At 72.2% G+C, this 21,374-nt stretch carries 23 protein-coding genes; 12 read left to right on the forward strand and 11 right to left on the reverse strand.

All coding sequences use genetic code 11. The features are described 5' to 3' along the window. Window positions 1-314: 314 nt before the first annotated feature. The 3 genes from nhaA to AB0E07_RS31585 all read left to right on the forward strand — a co-directional run bounded on the left by nhaA (window position 315) and on the right by AB0E07_RS31585 (window position 2,909). Window positions 315-1,607, forward strand: coding sequence for a Na+/H+ antiporter NhaA (gene nhaA / locus AB0E07_RS31575; RefSeq protein WP_362259839.1), 1,293 nt, complete (start codon window positions 315-317; stop codon window positions 1,605-1,607). Between the two features lie 91 nt (window positions 1,608-1,698). Then, window positions 1,699-2,157: an SRPBCC family protein gene (locus AB0E07_RS31580; protein WP_362259841.1), complete on the forward strand. Its 459-nt coding sequence runs from the start codon at window positions 1,699-1,701 to the stop codon at window positions 2,155-2,157. A 59-nt stretch (window positions 2,158-2,216) separates the two neighbouring features. Then, window positions 2,217-2,909, forward strand: a complete 693-nt coding sequence (locus AB0E07_RS31585; RefSeq protein ID WP_362259843.1) for a DUF4232 domain-containing protein — start codon at window positions 2,217-2,219, stop codon at window positions 2,907-2,909. A 74-nt stretch (window positions 2,910-2,983) separates the two neighbouring features. Here the strand turns inward: AB0E07_RS31585 and AB0E07_RS31590 are convergent, their stop codons facing one another. Beyond that, window positions 2,984-3,814, reverse strand: a complete 831-nt coding sequence (locus tag AB0E07_RS31590) for a DUF427 domain-containing protein (protein ID WP_362259845.1) — start codon at window positions 3,812-3,814, stop codon at window positions 2,984-2,986. A 298-nt stretch (window positions 3,815-4,112) separates the two neighbouring features. Between AB0E07_RS31590 and AB0E07_RS31595 the strand changes: the two genes are divergently transcribed. From AB0E07_RS31595 to AB0E07_RS31605, 3 genes are all read left to right on the forward strand, one after another. After that, window positions 4,113-5,300 carry a spore photoproduct lyase family protein gene (locus tag AB0E07_RS31595; RefSeq protein WP_362259847.1) on the forward strand — a complete coding sequence of 396 codons (1,188 nt, stop codon included), beginning with the start codon at window positions 4,113-4,115 and terminating at the stop codon, window positions 5,298-5,300. 189 nt (window positions 5,301-5,489) lie between these two features. Further along, the gene (locus tag AB0E07_RS31600) at window positions 5,490-6,500 is read left to right on the forward strand and encodes a mechanosensitive ion channel family protein (RefSeq protein ID WP_362259849.1); all 1,011 of its coding nucleotides are present in this window, start codon (window positions 5,490-5,492) and stop codon (window positions 6,498-6,500) included. 34 nt (window positions 6,501-6,534) lie between these two features. Beyond that, complete coding sequence (locus tag AB0E07_RS31605) at window positions 6,535-6,924, forward strand: VOC family protein (protein ID WP_362259851.1); 390 nt, start codon at window positions 6,535-6,537, stop codon at window positions 6,922-6,924. Here AB0E07_RS31605 and AB0E07_RS31610 read toward each other — a convergent pair. After that, window positions 6,912-7,673 carry a hypothetical protein gene (locus AB0E07_RS31610; protein WP_362259853.1) on the reverse strand — a complete coding sequence of 254 codons (762 nt, stop codon included), beginning with the start codon at window positions 7,671-7,673 and terminating at the stop codon, window positions 6,912-6,914. The genes AB0E07_RS31605 and AB0E07_RS31610 overlap by 13 nt on opposite strands. Before the next feature lie 92 nt (window positions 7,674-7,765). On the opposite strand from AB0E07_RS31610, the gene AB0E07_RS31615 reads away from it, so the two are divergent. Next, window positions 7,766-8,224: a GNAT family N-acetyltransferase gene (locus AB0E07_RS31615; RefSeq protein WP_362259855.1), complete on the forward strand. Its 459-nt coding sequence runs from the start codon at window positions 7,766-7,768 to the stop codon at window positions 8,222-8,224. A 16-nt stretch (window positions 8,225-8,240) separates the two neighbouring features. On the opposite strand, the gene AB0E07_RS31620 is transcribed toward AB0E07_RS31615, so the two are convergent. Both AB0E07_RS31620 and AB0E07_RS31625 read right to left on the reverse strand, forming a co-directional pair. Continuing rightward, window positions 8,241-8,981: a VOC family protein gene (locus AB0E07_RS31620; protein ID WP_362259857.1), complete on the reverse strand. Its 741-nt coding sequence runs from the start codon at window positions 8,979-8,981 to the stop codon at window positions 8,241-8,243. Further along, window positions 8,978-9,394 (reverse strand): GNAT family N-acetyltransferase, encoded by a 417-nt coding sequence (locus AB0E07_RS31625; RefSeq protein WP_362259859.1) that lies wholly within the window; start codon window positions 9,392-9,394, stop codon window positions 8,978-8,980. The genes AB0E07_RS31620 and AB0E07_RS31625 overlap by 4 nt, the downstream gene beginning before the upstream one ends. On the opposite strand from AB0E07_RS31625, the gene AB0E07_RS31630 reads away from it, so the two are divergent. The 3 genes from AB0E07_RS31630 (at window position 9,393) to AB0E07_RS31640 (ending at window position 13,662) form a co-directional block, all read left to right on the forward strand. After that, on the forward strand, window positions 9,393-10,430 hold the full coding sequence (locus tag AB0E07_RS31630) for a LacI family DNA-binding transcriptional regulator (protein ID WP_362259861.1): 1,038 nt from the start codon (window positions 9,393-9,395) through the stop codon (window positions 10,428-10,430). The genes AB0E07_RS31625 and AB0E07_RS31630 overlap by 2 nt on opposite strands. Before the next feature lie 143 nt (window positions 10,431-10,573). Further along, window positions 10,574-13,159, forward strand: coding sequence for a glycoside hydrolase family 3 C-terminal domain-containing protein (locus tag AB0E07_RS31635; protein ID WP_362259863.1), 2,586 nt, complete (start codon window positions 10,574-10,576; stop codon window positions 13,157-13,159). Between the two features lie 128 nt (window positions 13,160-13,287). Next, complete coding sequence (locus AB0E07_RS31640; protein WP_362259865.1) at window positions 13,288-13,662, forward strand: VOC family protein; 375 nt, start codon at window positions 13,288-13,290, stop codon at window positions 13,660-13,662. Window positions 13,663-13,699: 37 nt separating this feature from the next. Here the strand turns inward: AB0E07_RS31640 and AB0E07_RS31645 are convergent, their stop codons facing one another. Continuing rightward, on the reverse strand, window positions 13,700-14,683 hold the full coding sequence (locus AB0E07_RS31645) for a pyridoxal-phosphate dependent enzyme (RefSeq protein WP_362259867.1): 984 nt from the start codon (window positions 14,681-14,683) through the stop codon (window positions 13,700-13,702). A gap of 142 nt (window positions 14,684-14,825) precedes the next feature. Here AB0E07_RS31645 and AB0E07_RS31650 point away from each other — a divergent pair, with 142 nt between their 5' ends. Then, window positions 14,826-15,479 carry a GNAT family N-acetyltransferase gene (locus tag AB0E07_RS31650; protein WP_362259869.1) on the forward strand — a complete coding sequence of 218 codons (654 nt, stop codon included), beginning with the start codon at window positions 14,826-14,828 and terminating at the stop codon, window positions 15,477-15,479. Here the strand turns inward: AB0E07_RS31650 and AB0E07_RS31655 are convergent. The 3 genes from AB0E07_RS31655 to AB0E07_RS31665 all read right to left on the reverse strand — a co-directional run bounded on the left by AB0E07_RS31655 (window position 15,406) and on the right by AB0E07_RS31665 (window position 17,815). Then, complete coding sequence (locus tag AB0E07_RS31655) at window positions 15,406-15,945, reverse strand: GNAT family protein (protein WP_362259871.1); 540 nt, start codon at window positions 15,943-15,945, stop codon at window positions 15,406-15,408. The genes AB0E07_RS31650 and AB0E07_RS31655 overlap by 74 nt on opposite strands. A gap of 81 nt (window positions 15,946-16,026) precedes the next feature. Beyond that, window positions 16,027-17,040, reverse strand: coding sequence for a DUF389 domain-containing protein (locus AB0E07_RS31660; RefSeq protein WP_362259873.1), 1,014 nt, complete (start codon window positions 17,038-17,040; stop codon window positions 16,027-16,029). A gap of 121 nt (window positions 17,041-17,161) precedes the next feature. After that, window positions 17,162-17,815 carry a beta-glucanase gene (locus AB0E07_RS31665; RefSeq protein ID WP_362259875.1) on the reverse strand — a complete coding sequence of 218 codons (654 nt, stop codon included), beginning with the start codon at window positions 17,813-17,815 and terminating at the stop codon, window positions 17,162-17,164. A gap of 187 nt (window positions 17,816-18,002) precedes the next feature. Between AB0E07_RS31665 and AB0E07_RS31670 the strand changes: the two genes are divergently transcribed. Continuing rightward, window positions 18,003-18,614, forward strand: coding sequence for a glyoxalase (locus AB0E07_RS31670; RefSeq protein WP_362259877.1), 612 nt, complete (start codon window positions 18,003-18,005; stop codon window positions 18,612-18,614). Between the two features lie 141 nt (window positions 18,615-18,755). Here the strand turns inward: AB0E07_RS31670 and AB0E07_RS31675 are convergent, their stop codons facing one another. The 3 genes from AB0E07_RS31675 to AB0E07_RS31685 are packed head-to-tail and all read right to left on the reverse strand — an operon-like array spanning window position 18,756 to window position 21,297. Further along, window positions 18,756-19,424, reverse strand: a complete 669-nt coding sequence (locus AB0E07_RS31675; RefSeq protein ID WP_362259879.1) for a 3-oxoacid CoA-transferase subunit B — start codon at window positions 19,422-19,424, stop codon at window positions 18,756-18,758. Next, window positions 19,421-20,092 carry a 3-oxoacid CoA-transferase subunit A gene (locus AB0E07_RS31680; RefSeq protein ID WP_362259881.1) on the reverse strand — a complete coding sequence of 224 codons (672 nt, stop codon included), beginning with the start codon at window positions 20,090-20,092 and terminating at the stop codon, window positions 19,421-19,423. Before AB0E07_RS31680 ends, AB0E07_RS31675 begins: the two co-directional genes overlap by 4 nt. Beyond that, the gene (locus AB0E07_RS31685) at window positions 20,089-21,297 is read right to left on the reverse strand and encodes a thiolase family protein (protein ID WP_362259883.1); all 1,209 of its coding nucleotides are present in this window, start codon (window positions 21,295-21,297) and stop codon (window positions 20,089-20,091) included. The genes AB0E07_RS31680 and AB0E07_RS31685 overlap by 4 nt, the downstream gene beginning before the upstream one ends. Window positions 21,298-21,374: the final 77 nt, after the last annotated feature.

Here is a 21,374-nt window from a genome sequence, read left to right on the forward strand (position 1 = left end):
TCCTTCCTCGCCTTCGTCAAGCGGCGTGACGCCGGCCTCGACACCGACGAGGACGCCGACCCCGAGCCGGCCCAGACCACCGTCTGACCGCCCACGGCGGCCCGGCTCCGCGAGAGGGCCTGTCTCACCCGCGCCTTGGTGAGGCGGGCCCTCTCGCCCGTATCAGCAGGTGACAGACGCCCTGGTGAGACACCCGGTCACCCGTTAGGGTGTGAAGAACGCATCAAGATGATGCTGGTGTGCCGGGAAGTCTGGTCGGCGTCCGAGGGACCTGTGTGCCCGCCGTCGACACACCCCCGGAGGGGTTTCTTCCCATGACTCAGGCACGCCCCCGCAAGACCGCGTTCGGCATTCTTCCCTGGCCCGAGCGGCAGGCGATCACCGAAGCCCTGCGCACCGAGACCGTGGGCGGACTGGTCCTGCTCGCCGCGGCCGTCATCGCTCTCGTCTGGGCCAACAGCCCCTGGAGCGCTGCCTACGAGGACATCCGCGACTTCCACTTCGGCATCCCCGCCCTGGGCCTCGACCTGTCCGTCGGCCACTGGACCGCGGACGGACTGCTGGCGGTGTTCTTCCTCGTCGCGGGCATCGAGCTCAAACGGGAACTGGTCGTGGGCGAGCTGCGCACCCCGGCCACCGCCGCGCTGCCGGTGGTCGCCGCCCTCTGCGGAATGGCCGTTCCGGCAGCCCTCTACACGCTCACCGCCGCGGCGGGCGGCGGCAGCCTCGACGGGTGGGCCGTCCCCATGGCCACCGACATCGCCTTCGCCCTCGCGGTCCTGGCGGTCATCAGCACCCATCTGCCCTCCGCCCTGCGGGCCTTTCTGCTGACCCTCGCCGTCGTCGACGACCTCGGCGCCATCCTCATCATCGCCGTCTTCTTCACCTCCACCCTCAACTACTGGGCCCTGGCCGCCGCCCTCGCCGGGCTGGTCCTCTTCTACGTCCTCCAGCGGCTGCGGGTGCGCGGCTGGTGGTGGTACGTACCGCTCGGCGTCGCCGTGTGGGCGCTGATGTACAACTCCGGCGTCCACGCCACCGTCGCCGGAGTCGCCATGGGTCTCATCCTGCGCACCACCCGCGACCCCGGTGAGGCCGCCTCCCCGGGCGCCCGGGTCTCCCACCTGGTCCACCCCTTCTCGGCGGGAGTGGCGGTCCCCCTGTTCGCCCTGTTCGCGGCGGGGGTCGGAATCTCGGGGGAGGCCCTGGTCCAGGTGTTCACCGACCCCGAGCCGCTCGCCGTCCTCGTGGGTCTGGTCGTGGGCAAGACCCTCGGCATCTTCCTCGGCACCTACGCCGCCGTCCGCTTCACCCGGGCCCGCCTCAATCCCGACCTCGCCTGGGCCGACGTGCTCGGACTCGCGGTCCTGGCCGGGATCGGCTTCACGGTGGCCCTGCTCCTGGGCGAGCTGTCCTTCACCGACGAGGCGCTGGCCGAGCACGTCAAGGCCGCCGTCCTGATCGGCTCGCTGACCGCCGCCGCCCTGGCCGCCGTCCTCCTGCGCGTCCGCAACCGAATCTACCGGCGCCTGTGCGAGGAGGAGAACCGCGACGACGACGCGGACGGCATCCCCGACATCTACCAGACCGGCGCCCGTCGACCCTGACCTGCCGGGTTCGCCGTCTCGCGGGAGCCCTGCCGGTCCCGTAGGGTCCCGCTATGCCAGGTGGCAGGGTCGAAGTCATGGAGGAGCGCTCATGTCAGGGCAGTTCGAAGCGACCGTCGAGATCGGCCGGCCCATCGAAGAAGTGTTCGCGTATCTCGCCGATGGGCGCAACGACCCCCAGTTCAGCCCCCGCGTGCAGCGGATCGACCGGACGCCCGACGCCCCGACGGCGGTGGGGACCGTGTTCCGCAGCACCGTCAAGGACGCCGGGATGAAGACGGCGAGGGAGTTCCGCATCACCGAACTGGAGTCCCCGGTGCGGATGAGGTGGGCGGAGGTGTCCAAGAACAGCGTCACCGCGAGCGAGGGCGGCTACGACCTGGAGGCGCTCGGCGAGGGCCGGACCCGGGTCCGCATCTTCAACACCCTGGAGGGCCACGGCATCGGCAAGCTCCTGGTCGGCCTCGCTCTCGCCGCCGCCCGCAAGGACGCCCCCGCCTTCGGCGCGCGGATCAGGACGGCGGCCGAAGCCGCGATCGCGCCGCGCTGACCCACGGCGTACCGGGACACGAAAGGACGAGCCGGCGCGGCCGGCGCGCGGGGGACACCATGGGCACTGACATCCGCCGGAACCGGGGCAACGCCGGGACGCCCCGGGGCCGGCGTCCGTACGTCGCCGGGGCGTGGGCACTGGCCGCGGTGCTCGCGTCCGCGGCCTGCGAGACGGAGCCGAACGACGGCTCCGGCTCCCCGGACCCGGACCGGCCGAGCGCGGCCGGCTCGGCCGGGCCCGGCGCGACGGGCCCGGAAGACAGCGCCACGGGCACCGACGGGGAGGGCGGCGACGGCACTGTCACCGCCGCCTGCTCCGCCGAGGACCTCACCTTCGGCACCACCCTCAAGAACGAGGAGACGGAGATGCCCAAGCACCTCCTCATCACCGTCACCAACGTCGGCGACAAGGACTGCGGCATCCACCACTACCCGCACGTCTTCCTCGGCGACCCCGCCGAGGCGCGCGCCCCGATCGGCGTCTACGAGGACAGCGACCGCGGGACCGGACCGGTCACGCTCGCCCCGGGCGACGAGGCGTACTCAGCGTTGCTCGCCTCCGGTGTCCCCATGGACCAGTACGAGACCGACAAGGTGACCCTCCTCCTCCAGGGCCGCGAACCCGGCAGCGACGGCAGCGAACCGATCGGCGTCGACCTGCCGCGCGAAGTCCCCTTCGACGACGGTGCCCGCGTCACCTACTGGACGACCGAGTCCGGGTACGCGCTGGACTTCATCGTGTCCACCTGACCGGTCCTCGCCCAGGAGCCGGGGGATCGCGCAGGCAGGCCGGGGCGGGCCCGGCGCGTGACCGTGGCACCCTTTCACCACAGCAGGGTGCCCGGCGCGCCCTTGAAGGGGCCCCGTACCTCGTCGGTGATCCAGCCGCCGTAGAAGTCGCCCTCCTGCGCGCCGACCACCTCCCCGTCGACCGTGCAGCGGTCCACACGGCTCGGGTAGAACGCGAGGCACCCCGCGAGGAGTTCGTAGCCGGGATCGGGATGCGGATAGCTCCAGGCCGCACGCTCGCGCACCTCGCCCCCCACCACCACGTCCCAGTACTGCGCCACGCCCTTCCACTCGCAATGCGTACGGCTCCCCGGCGCCGGACGCAACCACTCCGTGCGGACGTCCGCCGGGGGCACGTAGAAGACCGGCGGGTGACTGGTTTCCAGCACCCTCACCGCTCTGCGCGTGTCCGCCAGGACCTCGGCGGCGCACTCCACGCGCACCCGCCGGTCGTCCTCCCGCAACGCGGGCGGCCGGGGATAGTCCCAGACCGACTCGATCCGCCGCGCGCCGGACCGGGGCTGTTGGTCCTCGCGCGCCGGATCGAGGTACACCTCGTCCACGTAGCACCAGGCCCACTCCTGACCGGAGGCCAGGGAGCGGGCCACGGGGTGACCGCTGGAGGCGAAGTGGGAGTGGGCGTGGGCGCCGGGCGAACTGTCGCTGCACCCCACGTGCCCGCAGGTCAGACAGAGCAGGAGGTCCGCGCGGGTCCCTCCGCCCGCCGGGCAGGCCGGGCACTCGGCACCGACCGGATCCGGATCCGGATCCGAATCCGAGTGCGGATCCGGGGCGGCGGTCAGGGTGTGCGCGCACCCGCGCCCCGAGGGGCGGCCTCCGTCGGGCCGCGGTGTCCATCTGGGCACGTTTCCTCCTCCGCTCACCCCTTCCTTCGCCCGTTCCCCGGCCGACGGATGCAGGCCGCGCTGCGCACGCGTCGGTGCGAGCGGGCGGCCTACAGTGGACCACCGGGACCGACCGCTGCCGCGGGCGCCCACGACCAAGGGGTCCGTCACGGGCGGGCGGCGCCCACGCACCTTCGGCACCGCCTCCGGCAGGCGGCGCCCACGCACCTACGGGACCGCCTCCGGCAGGCGGCGCCCACGCACCTACGGGACCGCCACTGGCAGGCGGCGCCCACGCACGATCGGGACCGGAGACCTCATGCGCGACTCGTCCACCGGGCCGGACGACGAGTCCGACACGCTGTTCGGACTGGACGCCCTCGCCCCCGACCGGGTGACCCCCACGCCGGGCACCGACGGAGCGCCCCGCTTCCGGGACTCCGCCGCCGCACGCCGGCTGCTCCCCGTACGGGAGATCCACGCGGAGCCCGCGGCGGCGGCCTCCCCGCGCGGGCGCCAGATCCTGAGCCGCTTCCCCGAGGCCCGGCTCGTCACGGTCGACTCCCACTGGCGCATCCCGGGCGTCCACGGTGACCGGGCCAACGTGGACCGCTGGGTCCGCGTCAAGGGCGAGACGCTCGTCCTCGGCGAGCGGAAGACCCTCGCCACCCGGCCCAACGGCAGGTCCGCCGACTGGATCGCACCGGGTGCCACCAACGGCTGCGCGATGGCCTGCGCCTACTGCTACGTGCCGCGCCGCAAGGGCTACGCCAACCCCGTCACCGTCTTCACCAACATCGACGCGATCATCGCCCACCTCGCACGGCACATCGCCCGGCAGGGCCCCAAGCCCGAGCCGAACCAGTGCGACGACCTGGCCTGGGTCTACGACATCGGCGAGAACGGCGACTGCTCGGTCGACGCCCTGATCTGCGACAACACCGCCGACCTGGTGCACGCGTTCCGGCACTGGCCGACCGCCAAGGCGTCCTTCGCCACCAAGTTCGTCAACCCCGACCTCCTGGCCCTCGACCCCCGCGGCCGCACCCGGATCCGCTTCTCGCTGATGCCGCCCGAGGACTCCCGCCTGCTCGACGTACGCACCTCGCCCGTCGCCGAACGCGTCGCCGCCGCGGCCGACTTCCTGGACGCCGGATACGAGGTGCACTTCAACCTCTCGCCCGTGGTGATCCGCCCGGGGTGGCGGGAGGCGTGGGCGGAGCTGCTGAGGAGGCTGGACGACGTCCTGCCGGAACGGGTCAAGCGGCAGGCCGCGGCCGAGGTGATCATGCTCACGCACAACCGGGAACTGCACGAGGTGAACCTCGGGTGGCACCCCCGTGCCGAGGACGTCCTGTGGCGGCCCGAACTCCAGCAGGCCAAACAGTCCCAGAACGGCGCCGTCAACGTCCGCTACCGCACCGACGTCAAAGCGCGGGCCCTGACGGAACTGCGCGCGCTGATGGACACGCACACCCCCTGGCTGCGCGTCCGCTACGCGTTCTGAGCGCGCGTCCGAGTACCGGAGCCCCTGTGAGGCACCCGCGTCCCCGGTGTGAAGATCCGGCGAACCCGGACATGGAACCGGCGCGCCGGGTGAGGAGGCGGGAGGTCCTTCCCGGGCCGGTGGAACACCAGCCCCGCAGGGAAGGGCGTGCCCCACCCCACCCTCACGGAAGCGCTCTGGAGAATCCTTTTGTCGTCCTCGGCCCCACCCGAATCGCTCCACCTCGCCGGCCTGACCAGCCAGATCGACGCGCTGCCCGACTGGCTCACGGGCAACGCCGACACGCTGATCGGCGTGCCCCTGCGCATCGCGCTGATCGTCGTGATCGCTGCCCTGGTACGGCTGGTCGCCAAGCGGGCCATCACCCGCATCGTGCGGCGCATCCTGGAACCGGCCGACCCCGAGGCCGCGCCGCGCCGCGGCACACGCGGCCCGCTGGTGCTCCAGCGCGACAGCGGCCGGGCCGGTGAGCGCCGCCAGCAGCGGGCCCGGACCATCGGCTCGGTGCTGAGCAGCATCGTGACCATCGTCATCGCCGTCATGGGCGTGGCCATGATCCTGGACCAGATCGGGATCGCCCTCGGCCCGCTGCTCGCCAGCGCGGGGGTCGTGGGCCTCGCGATCGGCTTCGGCGCGCAGAGCCTCGTCGCCGACTACCTCTCCGGCATGCTCATCATGGTCGAGGACCAGTACGGCGTGGGCGACTCCGTGGACCTGGGCGAAGCCGTCGGGGAGGTCGAGCACGTCGGGCTGCGCCTGACCCAGGTCCGCGACCTCAACGGCGGTCTCTGGCACATCCGCAACGGCGAGATCCTCCGCGTCCGCAACGACAGCCAGGAATGGGCCCGCGCCGTGCTGGACGTCTCCGTCGCCTACGACTCCCACCTCGACGTCGTTTACCAGGTCCTGGAGGAGGCCGGCCGGTCGATGCGGGAGGACCCCGCCTTCACGGACACCCTCCTGGAGGACCCCGCCGTGTGGGGCGTGCAGTCCCTCGACGCCGACGGGGTCGTGGTCCGCGTCGCCGTCAAGACGGTTCCGCTCAAGCAGTGGGCCGTCACCCGGGAGTTGCGGCACCGGGTCAAGGACGCCTTCGACGCCGCGGGCATCGAGATGCCCTTCCCTCAGCGTGCCGTATGGCTGCGGGAGGAGGACGGCAAGCGCTCCCGACCGGCGGACGCGCTCACCCGCCCCAACTGACCGCGCGGCCCACGGTTCTGGGAGGATCGGCCGTGTGACGCACTCCCCGCTCCAGGTCAACGCCCTGATCATCGACGCCGTCGACCCCGAGCGGCTCGCGGCCTTCTGGTCCGAGCTGCTCGGCCGGCCCGTCGTCGGCCGCATGGGCCCGTACGTGTGGCTGCAACGCCAGGGTGGGCTCGGCCTGGGCTTCCAGCGCACCGGCGAGCCCAAACAGGGCAAGAACCGCATGCACTTCGATGTCACGTCCGCCGATCCCGCCGCCGAGCAGAAGCGGATCGAGGCGCTCGGCGGAAGCAGACCGGAAGGGTACGCCGAGGGCGGCTTCCTGGTGATGGCCGATCCCGAGGGCAACGAGTTCTGTGTCATCCCCGAAGGCGCCTTCGAACTCGACGACGAGGGCCGCGCGGACTACTTGTACTGACCGAACCCTTCGGGCAGGACACCCATCCCGGGAGGCGTCTGCGTCGCGCAGCCGTCCGGCAGCCGTTGGCACAGCAGATGCCCGTCACGCATGCCGGCCAGATACGAGGCTTTCGCGATCTCCTGGAGCTTGGAGCGGGTCTCCGCCTCGGTTTCGGATATCGTCCACAGAACACCGCCCCAGGCGCAGACTCCCACCACCACGATCCCGACCAGCCAGCGCCGCACGGCCTTGGTCGCCCATGGCTGGGCCCTGAGTTCGCCGCTGAGCGAATGGCGCGGTGTCACCACGGTGTCGGGGCCGTCCAGGAGCAACTTGTAGGTGATCTGCTGCCCCTTGTGGATGACGTGTGGCCGGATGTACAGGGTGTCGCCGGTGAAGTCGGTGGGGGGAACCCACCGGTGGCCCCCGGTGCTCTCCTCCAGCTTCGCCACGATGCGCGACCCGAGGGCGAACTCGACGGGCCGGTCGTTGAAATGAGCCGCCTCGAACTCCCTGTGCCCCACGTTGTTCAGCTTCAGCGTCATCGTGTGCGGACGCAGGAGGCGCTGGTCTCCCCGGTACACGGTCACGTCACTCACACCACCCGCGATGAGCGGGGTGATCTCGACGGAGTACTCGGCCCTGCGCCGCGGCACGCTGGCCCGGTAACCCCAGTAGATCGCGGCGATCGCCACCACCACGGCGGCGACCGCCCCGACCGCACCCGCCGCGTCGGTCACGTCACTGGCCCAAGTCACGCTGGTCATGGTGGGGTTATAGCAGCGGCCGATGACCGGCTCGCCCGTTTCCGGGGTAATTCGGTGCCGGCCGGGATCCCCGCGGTGTCAGGATGCCGTCCATGGAGAACGGGACGTTCGGCGGTGGCATCGAGGTGCGAGCGGGACGCTCCGCGGACAGTGCCGCGATCACCGCCGTCGACCCGCTCGCGGCGGCGGGCGACGGCGCTCGGATCGACAGCATTCGGCGGTGGCTGCACCAGGGGGCCCTGATCGTCGCCGAGGACTCGTCAGGCGTCCTCGGGTACGGCGTCGTTGAGTACACCTTCTTCGAACAGGGCTTCCTGAGCCTGGTGATGGTCGCGCCGGGTGCGCGTCGGCGAGGCATCGGCGCCCGACTGCTCCGGGCCGCCGAAGCGGCGTGCGCCACGCCGAAGTTGTTCACTTCGACGAACGTCTCGAACCAGCCCATGCAGGCGCTGCTGCACGCACTCGGCTGGCAGCCGGTCGGTCTGGTGCACGGCCTCGACGAGGGCGATCCCGAACTCTTCTACCTCTGCCCGCCCGCACGGCTCCCGTGACGGTACGCGAACGTCGTCAGGGCAGGGCGAGGACGCAGAACTCGTGGCCCTCCGGGTCGGTGAGGCAGGTCCAGGGGGCGTCGCCCTGGCCGAGGTCGAGATCGGTGGCGCCGAGGGCCCGCAGCCGCTCCACCCCCGCCGCCCGGTCGTCACCGGGGTACGGCAGCAGGTCGAGGTGGACCCGGTCCGGCACGGTCTTCACGCCGGGTGCGCGGAGGAACTCCAGATAGGGGCCGACCCCCTTGGCGGAGCGCAACACCGCCTGATCGTCGTTCACTTCACGCAGGGTCCAGTCGATCGCCTGCCCCCAGAACCGTGCCATGGCCCGCGGATCCTCGCAGTCCACCACGATCGCCGCCACCGCCCCGGTGTCCCGGTACACCTCCCGGGGCTCCAGCACACAGAACTCGTTGCCCTCGGGGTCGGCGAGGACCGTCCACGGCACCTCGCCCTGACCGACGTCGGCGGGCCGCGCACCGAGGTCTTCGAGCCGCGCGACCAGCTCCGCCTGGTGGGCGGTGGAGGTGGTGGCCAGATCGAGGTGCAGACGGTTCTTGGCCGCGGTCCTCGCCTCCGGCACGGGGACGACGTCGATGCCGACGACGACCGGGTCCGGCCAGACGAGGTCCGCCCCGGGCCCGACGTAGCTCGTGACGCCGGGGCGGAAGAGGTTCCAGCCGAGCGCCCGCGCCCAGAACTCGCCCACCGCCAGGCTGTCGACAGCCTTGATGTTCACCTGTGCGAGGCGCAGCGTCATGCCGGTGATCCTAGGTGAGGCGGAGGGAGTTCGAGGCCCCAGTGCCGGCCCACGAGGTCGTGGCCGAAGGAGTGCTGGGGTTCCTCGTCGATGAGGGTGAAGCCGAAGTGCTCGTAGATACGGCGGGCCGACGTCAGGTTGGCGGTGGTCCACAGCGTCACCCGCCGGTGGCCCGCCTCGCACGCGAAGGCGAGGCACTCCTCGACGAGCCGGGTGCCCAGTCCGTGGCCGCTCTGGCCCTCCTGGACGGGGAGGCGTGAGCGTTCCTCGGCGCGGCGACGCTCACGCCGAACGGGTGGGGGCGGCCGGGTGCTCTCGACCCGCAGGACGTTCATTAGGGGCGGTGCCGAAGGATGCGTCCGCTCCGGGAGAGCGCTCCCCAAGGGTGCGGGCAGCGGGTAGGGTGCGGGCATGATCAGGCGGCTGCCGACGCTGGAGGACGTCGCACGGGAGGCGGGGGTCTCGCGTGCGACGGTCTCCCGGGTCGTCAACGGGGTACGGAACGTCGACCCCGCCATCCAGAGCGCGGTGCGCGACGCCGTGGCCCGGACCGGATACTCGCCGAACAGGGCCGCGCGCTCCCTGGTGACCCGGCGGGCCGAGACGATCGCCCTGGTCGTCTCCGGTGCGGGGGAGCCCGAGGGGGAGCGGGGTTCGTTCGCCGCCCGGATGCTCGCCGACCCCTTCTTCGGCCGCGTGGCCGGCGGGGTGATCGACTTCCTGCGGCCGCGGTCGATGCATCCGGTGCTGATGTTCGCCGACTCCGAGGCGACCCGCGCCGACGTGGCCGCCTACGTCCGGCAGGGCAGCGCGGACGGCGCGCTCGTCGTCTCCACGCACGCGGAGGATCCGCTGCCGGAGTTGCTGGCCGAAGCGGACCTGCCCTGCGTGCTGTTCGCGCGCCCGGCGCGCCCGGTCCCGGTCAGCTACGTCGACCTGGCGCACGCGGACGGGGGCCGGCTGGCCGCGGAGCATCTGCTGGCGCGCGGCTGCCGACGGCCCGCGACGGTCACCGGGCCGCTGGACGTGCCCGCCGGACAGGACCGGCTCTCCGGCTTCCGGGACGCGCTGGCCCGGCGCGGACACCCGTACATCCCGATCGCCGAGGGCGGCTTCACCTACGACAGCGGGGCCGCGGCGATGGCCCGGCTGCTGGCCGAACACCCGCAGATCGACGGGGTGTTCGTGGCCAACGACCTGATGGCGCAGGCGGCCTGCGAGGTGCTGCGGGAATCCGGCAGAAGCGTGCCCGGCGACGTGGCCGTGGTCGGGTTCGACGACTCCAGCGCGGCCCTCGTCTGCCGCCCCGCGCTGACCACCGTGCGGCAGCCGATGGAGGAAATGGCGGCCCGGATGGCGCAGTTGCTCCAGGAACACATCGAGGGCGCCCGCACCGAGCCCACCTCGGTCATCTTCGAGCCCGAACTGGTGGTGCGCGCGTCGGCCTAGTGGCCGTGTCCGGGCCCGGCCCGGTGGCGTGAAGGCGCCCGGCCCGTTCCGCAGCGGGGCGGGTTCATTGACATCAAGGTTTTCCTTCCGCACCATCGGGAGAGCGCTCTCCCGGGAAGGTGGGGGCGGCCACAGGGGGTGGAATGACCGAGGAAGAACTCACCAGGCTCGCGGACAAGCTGGACCTCCGGCAGCGGATCCGACTGCTCACCGGGGCCACGACCTGGCGCACCCACGCCGAACCGGTGCTCGGGCTGGCCGAGTTGACGATGTCCGACGGGCCCGCGGGCGTACGGGGGGAGACGTGGGACGAGCGCGACACGTCCCTGTTGCTGCCGTCGGCCTCCGCGCTGGGCGCCATGTGGGACGAGCGGTTGGCCGAACGGCTCGGCGCACTCCTCGCGGCGGAGGCGCGCCGCAAGGGCGTCGACGTCGTCCTCGCACCCAACCTCAACCTGCACCGTTCCCCGCTGGGCGGCCGCCACTTCGAGTGCTTCGCCGAGGACCCGGTCCTCACCGGACGTACGGGCGCCGCCCTGATCCGGGGCATCCAACGGCACGGCGTCGCCGCCACCGCCAAGCACTACGTCGCCAACGACTCCGAGACCGACCGCCTGACGGCCGACGTACGGGTCGGCGAGCGGGCCCTGCGCGAGGTGTACCTGGCGCCCTTCGAGGCGGCGGTGGCCGCCGGGGTGAGGGCCGTGATGACCGGCTACAACGGCGTCAACGGGACCACGATGACGGAGAGTCCGCTGCTGGCCGAGCCGTTGAAGGGCGAGTGGGGTTTCGCCGGGGTCGTGGTCTCCGACTGGGGCGCGGTGCGCACGACCGGGCCGAGCGCCCGTGCCGCCCTCGACCTGGCGATGCCGGGGCCGGGGGGCCCTTGGGAAGATGCCCTGCTGCGGGCGGTGGAGAGCGGCGCGGTTCCGGTCGAGGTCATCGACGACAAGGTGCGGCGACTGCTGCGGCTCGCTCACTGGGCGGGGGCGCTCGGTGAATCGGCGCGGTCGGTAAACTCCCGTTGGTTGTCGGGGACGTGTACCGAGAGCGGTGGTCCGGCCTTCGAGCGGGCCGGAGCTGTCGAGGAGTTGGCGGCGCCGACCCGGCAGGCCGGACCCACCTGGGAGTCGGAGGCTGTCTCCGGGCGCGGTCTGTTGCGCACCGCCGTCGCCGCCGGGGCCGTTCTCCTGCGTAACCGTGGCGTACTTCCGCTGGACCGGGACGAGTTGAGTACCGTCGCCGTGATCGGTGTCCACGCCGCGCACCCTCGTACCCAGGGAGGCGGCAGCGCGGGAGTGTTCCCGGGGGGCGTGGTCAGCTTCCTGGACGGCATCCGCCGGGAGCTGGACGGACGGGCCGAGGTCGTCCACGTGCCGGGCCCGGCGCTCGACTCCCCGCCGCCGCCCCTCGATTCGGCCCGCTGCCGTGATCCGCGCTGCGGCGCTCCCGGGGTCCTGCTGCGCGTGCTCGACGCGGAAGGCCGTGAACTGCACGCCGAACACCGGCTGTCCGGACGCCAGTTGGAGCCGCCGCTGCCACCCGGTGCGCATACCGTCGAGATCAGCGCGCTGGTGCCGTCGGGGGAGGGCGGAGCGTGGTGCTTCGGCGTCGGCGGCTTCGGCCGTATGACGCTCACGGTGGACGGCCGCGCCCTGATCGACGACGAGTTTTCACGGCTGACCGACGACCCCGCCGTCGTGCACGTGAACCCGCCCTGCCAGTACACGCGTGCGCAGGTGCCGGGCGGGAGGGACCTGCATGTCGTCGCCCGCCGCGCACTGGCTCCCGGTATGGGCCGGGCCACGGTCCTGTGCGCCGCACCGCCCGACCCCGCCCCGGAGACAGCCGTCGCCGACGCTGTCGCCGCCGCCCGCCGGGCGGACGCCGTGGTGCTGGTGCTCGGTGCCACGGAGAACAGCGAGTCGGAGGGGCACGACCGCACCACGCTGGCCCTCCCCGGGCACCAGAACGACCTGGTCCACGCCGTCTGCGCGGCCAACGCGCGCACGGTCGTCGTGCTCAACACCGGCAGCCCGGTGGAACTGCCCTGGCGGGACGCGGCCGGCGCGCTCCTGCTGACGTGGTTCCCGGGCCAGGAAGGCGGGGCCGGAGTCGCCGACGTGCTGTTCGGACGTGCCGAGCCGGGCGGGCGCCTGCCCACGACCTGGGGCGCCACCCTGGACGACGTGCCCGTGAGCCGCACCCGCCCCGAGCACGGTGTGCTCGACTACGCCGAGGGCCTGCACATCGGCTACCGGGCCTGGCTCCGGAGCGGCCGGGAACCGGCGTACTGGTTCGGGCACGGACTGGGGTACACGACGTGGTCGTACGACGACGTCCAGGTCCGGGCCGAGGCGCTCACCGGCGGGAGCGGGTCGGCGCTGACCGGAGCCGTCTGCACGGTGGACGTGCGGCTGCGGAACACCGGCCGACGGCCGGGGCGCGAGGTCGTCCAGGTGTATCTGGCCCGGCCCGTTTCGGAGCTGGACCGGCCGCTGCGCTGGCTCGCCGGATACGCGTCCGCCGAGGCGGCTCCCGGAGAGGAGGTGACGGTGTCGGTGCGGGTGCCTCAGCGTGCCTTCGAGCACTGGTGCGAGGCGGGCGGCGGCTGGCGCACCGAACCGGGTGAGTGGCTGGTGCTGGCGGGCCGGTCCGTGGACGAACTGCCGCTGCGTGCCGTCGTCGACGGACGGGAACTCGACCTCGCCGCGGCGCCAAGCCCCTGACGGGCGGGCGACCGTGTGCCCCCTGCGGGCGGTGTGCGGGCGGCGTGCGCATGCGCGCCGCCCTGCCGGGTACGCCCCTCCCGTACGAGGGCGTCGCGGAAGCGCCCGTGGAGCGAGGAGTGCCGGAAGTGATTCGAAAGCTGCAGGCTGTCGCGCTGGACTGTGCCGATCCGGTGGCACTCGCCGAGTTCTACGCGGAACTGCTCGGCGGCCGGGTGGTCATGGACCCGGAGGACTCCGGCTGGGTCGAGGTGCACGGGTTCGAGGGAACGCCCCTGGCCTGTCAGCGGGTGGACGGCTACCGACCGCCCGAATGGCCCGGCCAGGACCGCCCCCAACAGCTCCACCTGGACTTCGACGTCGACGACCTCGACGGGGAGGAGAAGCGGGCGCTCGCCCTCGGCGCGACCCTGCTGGAACGGACGGACGAGATCCGCCCCGAGGCCAACTGGCGGGTCTACGCCGACCCGGCAGGACATCCGTTCTGCCTCTGCTTCCACTGACCGTGCGGGAGGCCGGGCGGCGCGCCCATGGGGCACGTCATGAACGGCTGCCGGGATCCGTACCGACCCAGCCGCGGTAGGCGACCGGATCGACGTTTCCGCCGCACACGATCACGACGACATGGCGCCCGGCGAAGCGCTCGGGGTCCTCCAGGACCGCCGCGACGCCGAGCGCGGCCGAGGGTTCGACCACTAGTCCCGCGTGGTCGAACAGCAGCCGCATCCCGACGACGATCGACGCCTCCCGAACCAGAACGGCGTCGTCGGCCACCACGAGCAGATCGTCCAGGACGGCCGGGATGGGAAGCCGGCCGGCTACTCCGTCGGCGATGGTGTCCGCCGAGTCGGTGGTCACGACGTGCCGGGCGCGCCACGAGAGCGTCAACGCGGGTGCCCCGAGCGGCTGGACGCAGATCACCTCGACCTCGGGGGCGAGGTCCTTGATGACGTGACCGACGCCGGTGGCGAGGGCGCCGCCCCCGAGAGCGATCAGTACCGTGTCGAACTCCGTTGCCGCGCTGAGCAGTTCCAGCCCGATGGTCGCCGCGCCCTCACAGGTCTCGATGTCCAGGCTGTCCTCCAGGAGCCGGATACCGCGACGACGTGCCGTCTCCGCCGCACGCTCGCGCGCCGACTCGTGGTCGCCGTCGACGAGTTCGAGCCCGGCACCGAGGGCGCGCACGCGGTCGAGCTTGGCCGGGGTGGCGAAGCGGGACGCCACCACGGTGACGTCAAGCCCCCGGCGCCGGCCGGACCAGGCGAGCGCCTGGCCCAGGTTGCCGGCGCTCGCGCACACCACGGCATCGGCGCCGGCGTCGGCGAGCAGCGCGGTGACGATCTCGGTGCCGCGCGCCTTGAAACTGCGGACCGGGTTGGCGGTTTCGAGCTTGACGCTCACTGCGCAGCCGAGTGCCGGCTCCAGCGCCTCGCACCGGTAGAGGGGCGAGTCGAGGAAGACGGGGTCGATGTGCCGCCGTGCCGCCCGGATCCGTTCGGTGTCGAGACGCGTCGTCCGCCGCATGACGCGCCAGCGTAGCGTCACCCGGCACGCCTGGTGCGCCACCGGGAGCCGGGGAGGATCACTCACCGCCCCGGAGGCTCACCGAACCGTGCAGAGTAGGAGCCGGCACAGCTACCAACAGCCTTACTTGGAGGCCACATTGATGTCGCGGTCGATCATCAAGGTGGAACAGATGGACGGGCCGGCCGCCGCACGCGCCGAGGCCGCGTTCCGTTCGGTGTACGCCGAGGTGTTCGCCGAGCCGCCCTACCACGAGACCGCGGACGGAGTGACGGCCGCGTTCCGGCGTTTCCGAACCATGATCCGCCGACCCGCCTTCCGTGCCGCGCTGGCCCGGACGGCGGAGGGTGAGCCCGTCGGCATGGCGTACGGGCACGCCGTGCCCGCCGACACGGGCTGGTGGGACGAGTTGACCGAGCCCGTCGCCGAGGACCTGCGGCGCGAGGACGGCCACCGGAGCTTCGGCCTCATGGAGTTCGCCGTACGGGAACCCTGGCGCGGCCACGGGATCGCACGGCGCCTCCACACTGCGCTGCTGGACCAGGTGACCGCGGAACGCGTGTTGCTGAACGTCCACCCGGCGAGCAGGGCCGCCTCGGCCGCCTACCGGTCCTGGGGCTACGTCAGGATGGGCAGCGCCCGCCCCTCGGACTGGCCGCGGGCCTACGACTTCATGCTGCTCGACCTCGCTCATCCGGCGCCCGCCGGAGCGGACGGGACCGTCAGTGCCGCGGGTCCGGTTTCCAGTCCTGGGCGAGGAGGCCGAGCAGTACCTCGTCCAGGAACTCGCCCATGACCCACGCCGAGGAGCGCAGGACGCCTTCGCGCACGAAGCCGTTGCGTTCCGCGGAGCGCAGCATCGGGGCGTTGTCCGCGAGTGTCTCTATCTGGAGGCGGTGCAGACCGCGTACGACGAACGCGTAGTGGCACATGACCGCGACCACCTCGGTGGCGTACCCCTTGCCGCGTTCGGCGGGCAGCAGTCCCATGCCGATGTGCGCGTTGCGGTTGTGCGGGTCGATGCCCCACAGGGACGCGGTGCCGACGAGGGTACCGCTGTCCAGTTCCACCACGGCGAACGGGACGCGCTTCTCGTCACCGTCGTCCACGTTCGGCAGGTTCTTGGAGTTCGGTGAGACCGGCCGCCACGGCGCGGTGTCGGACCGTGAGGAGTTGACGACGTCGTTGTACATCTGGTCCACCAGGACGGGGAGGTCGTCCTCGTGCCGGGCCCGCAGCCCGATCCTGTTGCCCTTCAACATGCAGGCTTCCTATCCGAGCGCGCCGGGCCGCGGCAACCGAATAGTGGGCCGGGCGGGACGTGGAGCGGCTGGGCCGGCGGCTCAGTTCGTGCCTTCGTCGCCCACCTTTCCGGCGGTGATCTGCCGGCCCTCGGTGGAGTCGACGACCACCGGGACGCCGTCGGGGACCTGCCCCTGGAGGTCGTCGAGGAGATCCTTGATGGGAGGCAGGGGGCCCGGGCCGCGGACGTGGATGTACAGGGTCCTGGACTGGGAGGTGACATTGGTGACGGTCGCGCCGGGGCTCTCCGACAGCCACTGCTCGGCGGCCGTCTTGGTGCGCGAGGTCCAGGTGGTGAGCAGGACGGCGGTGACGGTGTTCGCGGTGAGGGGCAGCAGTACGGCCGCGAAGAGCAGGCCGAGCATGAGATAGGCGCGGCGCGGTGCGCGGCCGGTGCTTCGGGCACCGGAGCGGACGTAGCCGAGCGTGGCGAAGACGACCATGCCGGCGAAGACCAGGGCGAACAGGTTGGAGAGGAAGAGCACCAGGGCGCCCAGCGCCAGCCACCAGCTGGCCTGTCCGGCGCAGACACCGGTGACGACCAGCGGCGGCACCAGGGAGATGGCGATGGCCACTCCGGGCAGGACCGCGGCGACGTCCTTGCGGGCCAGCGCGACGGCACCGGCGAAGCCCGTGGCCAGCGCGGCGATCAGGTCGAGCAGTCCGGGAGAGGTCCGTCCGGAGATCTGGCTGTTGGACAGCAGTGGGTAGTTCTGGGGCACGACGAGCGAGGCCGCGGCGCCGATCAGGATCACCAGCAGGCAGCCGAGCGCGACGAACGCGAGGGCGGTGGAGCGGCGCCGCTGCACCGCGCCGAGGGCGATACCCATGATCGGGGTCGACAGCGGGGCGATGATCATGGCCCCGATGACGGTCGCCGTGGAGTCGGTGAGGATGCCGCCCGCGGCGATCACGGACGACAGCGTGAGCATGGTCCAGAAGGCCGACTGCTTGGCCTGCCGGTCGCCCGACGACAGGTCGAGGTCCTCCTGGAGATCTTCCAGGGATCGGCGCTGGTGGGAGGGGAGGACCTTGTCGCGCAGGTGGCTGAGCATGCGCCAAGTATGGGGATCGGTACGGGCGCGCCCCGGCAGGAACACGAGGTGGCCGGGTCCTGAGCGTCCCCGTAGCCCGTAGCCCGTAGCCCGTAGCCCGTACCCAGTCCCCGCGCCCCCGTCAGCGCCCCCGGTGGACGACCAGGCTCTCCACCGCGTACGACAGTTCGTCCACGGAGTCGTCCGGCGCGGGGTGGTAGCGGCCGGCGCACACGGAGAGGTTGACGATGAGGTAGGCATGCCAGTGCGAGCCGACACCGCGGTTGTCGGAGTAGATCTGTCTGCCGTTGAGCAGCCACACCACGCTGCGCCTGCCGAAGGTCACGCCCAGGCTGACGGTGCCCCCGGGGCTGACCGCGTCGTCGCGGACGTAACTCCCGCTCCGGCGTACGTGGTTGGTGAGTTCCAGCAGGTCGGGGTTGTCCGGGTGGTACTCGAAGACGTCGACCTCGTTGCCGCCGTCCCGCCAGGTCCAGATCGCCGGCCAGGCACCCGGCTCGACCGGCAGGCGCACCCGCGCCTCCAGTCGGTCGCCGGTGCGGACCATGAAACCCTCCGCGCTCTCCTCGGTGGTGAGCAGCCCGGCGTCCCACAGCCCGTCAGGACGGCGGGTGGCACGGAACGTGCCGTCGCGGCAGTAGGCGGGATCCTCGGTGAGATGGTCGAGTTTGTTGTCGCCCCGGTTGGTGGGGCCGCCGTCCGGATAGGCCCAGGAACGCCCGGCCACCCACTGGTCCTCGGAGGAGAAATCTGCGACGAAGACGACTTCACTCACGCCCGGCTCCCTGGTCGTTCGCTGCGCACGTGCTGACCGGGTGATCCCCGTCGTGGTCCGCGTCATGCCAGGTTCCGGGGCTCCGGGCCCAGTTTCACGCGAACGAGTGAGGGGAGCCGTCGGGCCCGGCGGGAACCGGTCAGGATTCGAGAAGCGCGGCGCGGGCGACCGCCCTAGCCTCGTCGGCATGACTTCCATTGATTTCGTCGCCATCGAGGTGGCGGACACCGCCGCCGCCGGCCACTTCTACACGTCCGCGTTCGGCCTGGGCGACGAGGTACGCGTGCGGACCTCGCAGGCGGACACCAGCGGATTCCGGGGCTTCACGCTCTCCTTGGTGGTGTCCCAGCCCGCGAACGTCAACGCCCTCGTCGAGGCGGCGGTGGAGGCCGGTGCCACGGTGGTCAAGCCGCCCGCCAAGTCGCTGTGGGGGTACGGGGCCGTCGTGCAGGCGCCGGACGGGACGGTGTGGCAGGTCGCGTCGTCCTCGAAGAAGGACACCGGCCCGGCCTCCCGGAAGGTCGACGAGATCGTACTGCTGCTCGGCGTGGAGAACATGAAGGCCAGCAAGGAGTTCTACGTCGGCCGCGGTCTTGAGGTGGGCAAGAGCTTCGGCAGCAAGTACACGGAGTTCGCCACCGGCGAGGGCACTGTGAAGCTGGCCCTGTACAAGCGCCGGGGCCTGGCCAAGCTCGCGGGCGTGTCGCCCGAGGGCTCCGGTTCGCACCGCATCGTCATCGGGGCCGACGCCGGTCCCTTCGAGGACCCGGACGGGTTCGTGTGGACGGTCGCGGCGTAGGGCGTAGGGCGTAGGGCGTAGGGCGTGCGGCGGCGGGGACGGGACCGCCGCGGCCCGGCCGCCGCGCCCACCGCGGCCACGCCCAGCGCGGCCGGTATCGCAGTGGCCGGGATCGCAGCGGCCGGGGTCGCGCCCGGTTGCTCAGGCCCTGAGCGGCACGTCCAGGCGGGCCGCGAGGTCCGCGTAGGAGATGCCGAACGTCTCCAGGACGACCGCGCCCCCGGGGCCGACGGCGAAGGTGGCGACGTCGGTGTAGACGCGGTCGACGCACCCGAGTCCGGTCACCGGGTAGGTCAGCTCGGGGACCAGCTTGGGTGAGCCGTCCTTGGCGAACAGGCTCATCATCACGAACACCTGCTTGGCGCCGATCGCGAGGTCCATGGCGCCTCCGACGGCCGGGATGGCGTCGGGAGCACCGGTGTGCCAGTTGGCCAGGTCTCCGCCGGCCGAGGTCTGGAAGGCCCCGAGCACGCAGACGTCCAGGTGGCCGCCGCGCATCATCGCGAAGGAGTCGGCGTGGTGGAAGTAGGACGCACCGGGGAGTTCGGTGACCGGTGCCTTGCCCGCGTTGATGAGATCGGGGTCGACCTGCCCAGGCTCGGGTGCCGGGCCCATGTTGAGCATGCCGTTCTCCGTGTGCAGCACCACGCCGGAGCCGGCGGGGAGGTGCTCGGCGACCAGCGTCGGCTGGCCGATGCCCAGGTTGACGTAGGAGCCGGCGGGGATGTCCCGGGCCACGATCGCGGCCATCTCGTCCCGGGTCAGGGGCGCGCGGTCGAGGTGCTCGACGAGTGCGGTCGGCGCGTTCATGCGGTCGGTCCCACCTTCACGACTCGGTCCACGTAGATGCTCGGTGTCACGACGGTCTCCGGGTCGAGGGTGCCCGTCTCGACGATGTCGGTCACCTGGGCGACGACCGTGGTCGCGGCGGTGGCCATCACGGGGCCGAAGTTCCGCGCGGTCTTGCGGTACACGAGGTTGCCCATGCGGTCCGACAGGTGGGCGCCGATCAGCGCGACGTCGCCCTTGATGGGGTATTCGAGGACGTGCGTACGCCCCTCGATCTCCCTGGTCTCCTTGCCCTCGGCGAGCAGGGTGCCCGCTCCGGTCGGGCAGTAGAAGGCCCCGATGCCGGCGCCGGCCGCGCGCAGCCGCTCGGCGAGGGTGCCCTGGGGGACCACCTCCAGTTCGATCCGGCCCTCCCGGTAGAGCCGGTCGAAGACCCAGGAGTCGCTCTGCCGCGGGAACGAGCAGATGATCTTACGGACGCGCCCCTTGTCCAGCAGCGCCGCGAGCCCGGAGTCGCCGTTGCCCGCGTTGTTGGAGACGACGGTCAGTCCGCTCGCCCCCTGCCGGATGAGCGCGTCGATGAGCCGCACCGGCATTCCGGCCATGCCGAAGCCGCCGACCAGGACGGTCGAGCCGTCCTCGATCCCGGCGACCGCGCCGTCGGCGTCGGCGGGGAAGGTGGTGGTCACGAGGTCCTCCCGTTCACGTTCTCCAGTACGACGGCGAGGGCCTGGCCCACACCGATGCAGATCGCCGCGACACCCCACCGCTCGCCCGACTCGCGCAGCCGCGCGGTGAGCGTGCCGAGCAGCCGGCCGCCGGAGGCGCCCAGCGGATGTCCCAGGGCGATGGCGCCGCCGCGGGCGTTCACCAGGTCGGGGTCGATCTTCCAGGCGTCGACGCAGGCCAGCGACTGGACGGCGAACGCCTCGTTCAGCTCCACCGCCGACACGTCGGCCCAGGTGATCCCGGCGGCCCGCAGCGCCCGGTTCGCGGCCTCGACCGGCGCGAAACCGAACAGCTGCGGCTCGATCGCGGACACCCCGCGCCCGGCGACCCGCGCCAGCGGGTCCCGCCCGATGCTGGCCGCCGCCGCGCCGGAGCCCAGCAGCACCGCGGAGGCGCCGTCGCTCAGCGGCGAGGCGTTGCCCGCGGTGATCACGCCGTCGGCGCGGAACGACGGCTTGAGCCCGGCGAGCTTCTCGACCGTGGTCCCGGGCCGGATGCCCTCGTCGCGGCGCAGCACCTGCCCGTCCTTGCCGCCCGTCTCCACGGGCACCACGAGTTCGTCGTAGAAGCCGCTGTTCCAGGCGTCGTCGGCGAGGCGGTGCGAGCGGGCGGCGAACTCGTCCTGACGGGAGCGGGGGATGCCGAACCGCTCGCCCAGGAGTTCGTTCGCCTCGCCCAGGGAGACGGTCCACTCCTTGGGCATGCGGTCGTTGACCAGGCGCCAGCCCAGCGTGGTGGAGACGGCCGTGAGGTCACCGGCCGGGAAGCCGCGGGAGGGCTTGGGCAGGACCCACGGCGCGCGGGTCATCGACTCGACCCCGCCGGTCAGGACGATGTCGGCGTCGCCCGTCTCGACGGCCCGGGAGCCGATGATCGCCGCGTCCAGCGAGGAGCCGCACAGGCGGTTGACGGTCGTGGCGGGCACCGACGTCGGCAGCCCCGCCAGCAGGACGGCCATGCGTCCGACGTTGCGGTTGTCCTCACCGGCGCCGTTGGCGTTGCCCCACACCACGTCGCCGATGGCGGCCGGGTCGAGGGACGGCGTCTCGCGCAGCAGCGCGGACACGGCGGTGGCGGCGAGATCGTCCGGCCGGACACCGGCGAGCGCTCCGCCGAACTTGCCGAAGGGGGTTCTCACGGCTGAGTAGAGGTAGCTGTCGACCATGTCCTCACGCTATGCCCGCACCATTCATCCGATCCAATACCTAGTTACACTCAATCCATCGGCCCGACTTATGAATG

This window comes from Streptomyces sp. NPDC048002 (assembly GCF_040653275.1).
Lineage (GTDB): Bacteria > Actinomycetota > Actinomycetes > Streptomycetales > Streptomycetaceae > Streptomyces.

Bases quoted from the DNA above. Each gene is read 5' to 3' on its own strand.
- AB0E07_RS31670 (WP_362259877.1), top strand. From the start codon at position 18,003: ATGACTTCCATTGATTTCGTCGCCATCGAGGTGGCGGACACCGCCGCC.
- AB0E07_RS31660 (WP_362259873.1), bottom strand. From the start codon at position 17,040: ATGCTCAGCCACCTGCGCGACAAGGTCCTCCCCTCCCACCAGCGCCGA.
- AB0E07_RS31635 (WP_362259863.1), top strand. From the start codon at position 10,574: ATGACCGAGGAAGAACTCACCAGGCTCGCGGACAAGCTGGACCTCCGG.
- AB0E07_RS31585 (WP_362259843.1), top strand. From the start codon at position 2,217: ATGGGCACTGACATCCGCCGGAACCGGGGCAACGCCGGGACGCCCCGG.
- AB0E07_RS31595 (WP_362259847.1), top strand. From the start codon at position 4,113: ATGCGCGACTCGTCCACCGGGCCGGACGACGAGTCCGACACGCTGTTC.
- AB0E07_RS31630 (WP_362259861.1), top strand. From the start codon at position 9,393: ATGATCAGGCGGCTGCCGACGCTGGAGGACGTCGCACGGGAGGCGGGG.
- AB0E07_RS31615 (WP_362259855.1), top strand. From the start codon at position 7,766: ATGGAGAACGGGACGTTCGGCGGTGGCATCGAGGTGCGAGCGGGACGC.
- AB0E07_RS31580 (WP_362259841.1), top strand. From the start codon at position 1,699: ATGTCAGGGCAGTTCGAAGCGACCGTCGAGATCGGCCGGCCCATCGAA.
- AB0E07_RS31675 (WP_362259879.1), bottom strand. From the start codon at position 19,424: ATGAACGCGCCGACCGCACTCGTCGAGCACCTCGACCGCGCGCCCCTG.
- AB0E07_RS31625 (WP_362259859.1), bottom strand. From the start codon at position 9,394: ATGCCCGCACCCTACCCGCTGCCCGCACCCTTGGGGAGCGCTCTCCCG.
- AB0E07_RS31620 (WP_362259857.1), bottom strand. From the start codon at position 8,981: ATGACGCTGCGCCTCGCACAGGTGAACATCAAGGCTGTCGACAGCCTG.
- AB0E07_RS31650 (WP_362259869.1), top strand. From the start codon at position 14,826: ATGTCGCGGTCGATCATCAAGGTGGAACAGATGGACGGGCCGGCCGCC.
- AB0E07_RS31685 (WP_362259883.1), bottom strand. From the start codon at position 21,297: ATGGTCGACAGCTACCTCTACTCAGCCGTGAGAACCCCCTTCGGCAAG.
- nhaA (WP_362259839.1), top strand. From the start codon at position 315: ATGACTCAGGCACGCCCCCGCAAGACCGCGTTCGGCATTCTTCCCTGG.
- AB0E07_RS31645 (WP_362259867.1), bottom strand. From the start codon at position 14,683: ATGCGGCGGACGACGCGTCTCGACACCGAACGGATCCGGGCGGCACGG.
- AB0E07_RS31610 (WP_362259853.1), bottom strand. From the start codon at position 7,673: ATGACCAGCGTGACTTGGGCCAGTGACGTGACCGACGCGGCGGGTGCG.
- AB0E07_RS31655 (WP_362259871.1), bottom strand. From the start codon at position 15,945: ATGTTGAAGGGCAACAGGATCGGGCTGCGGGCCCGGCACGAGGACGAC.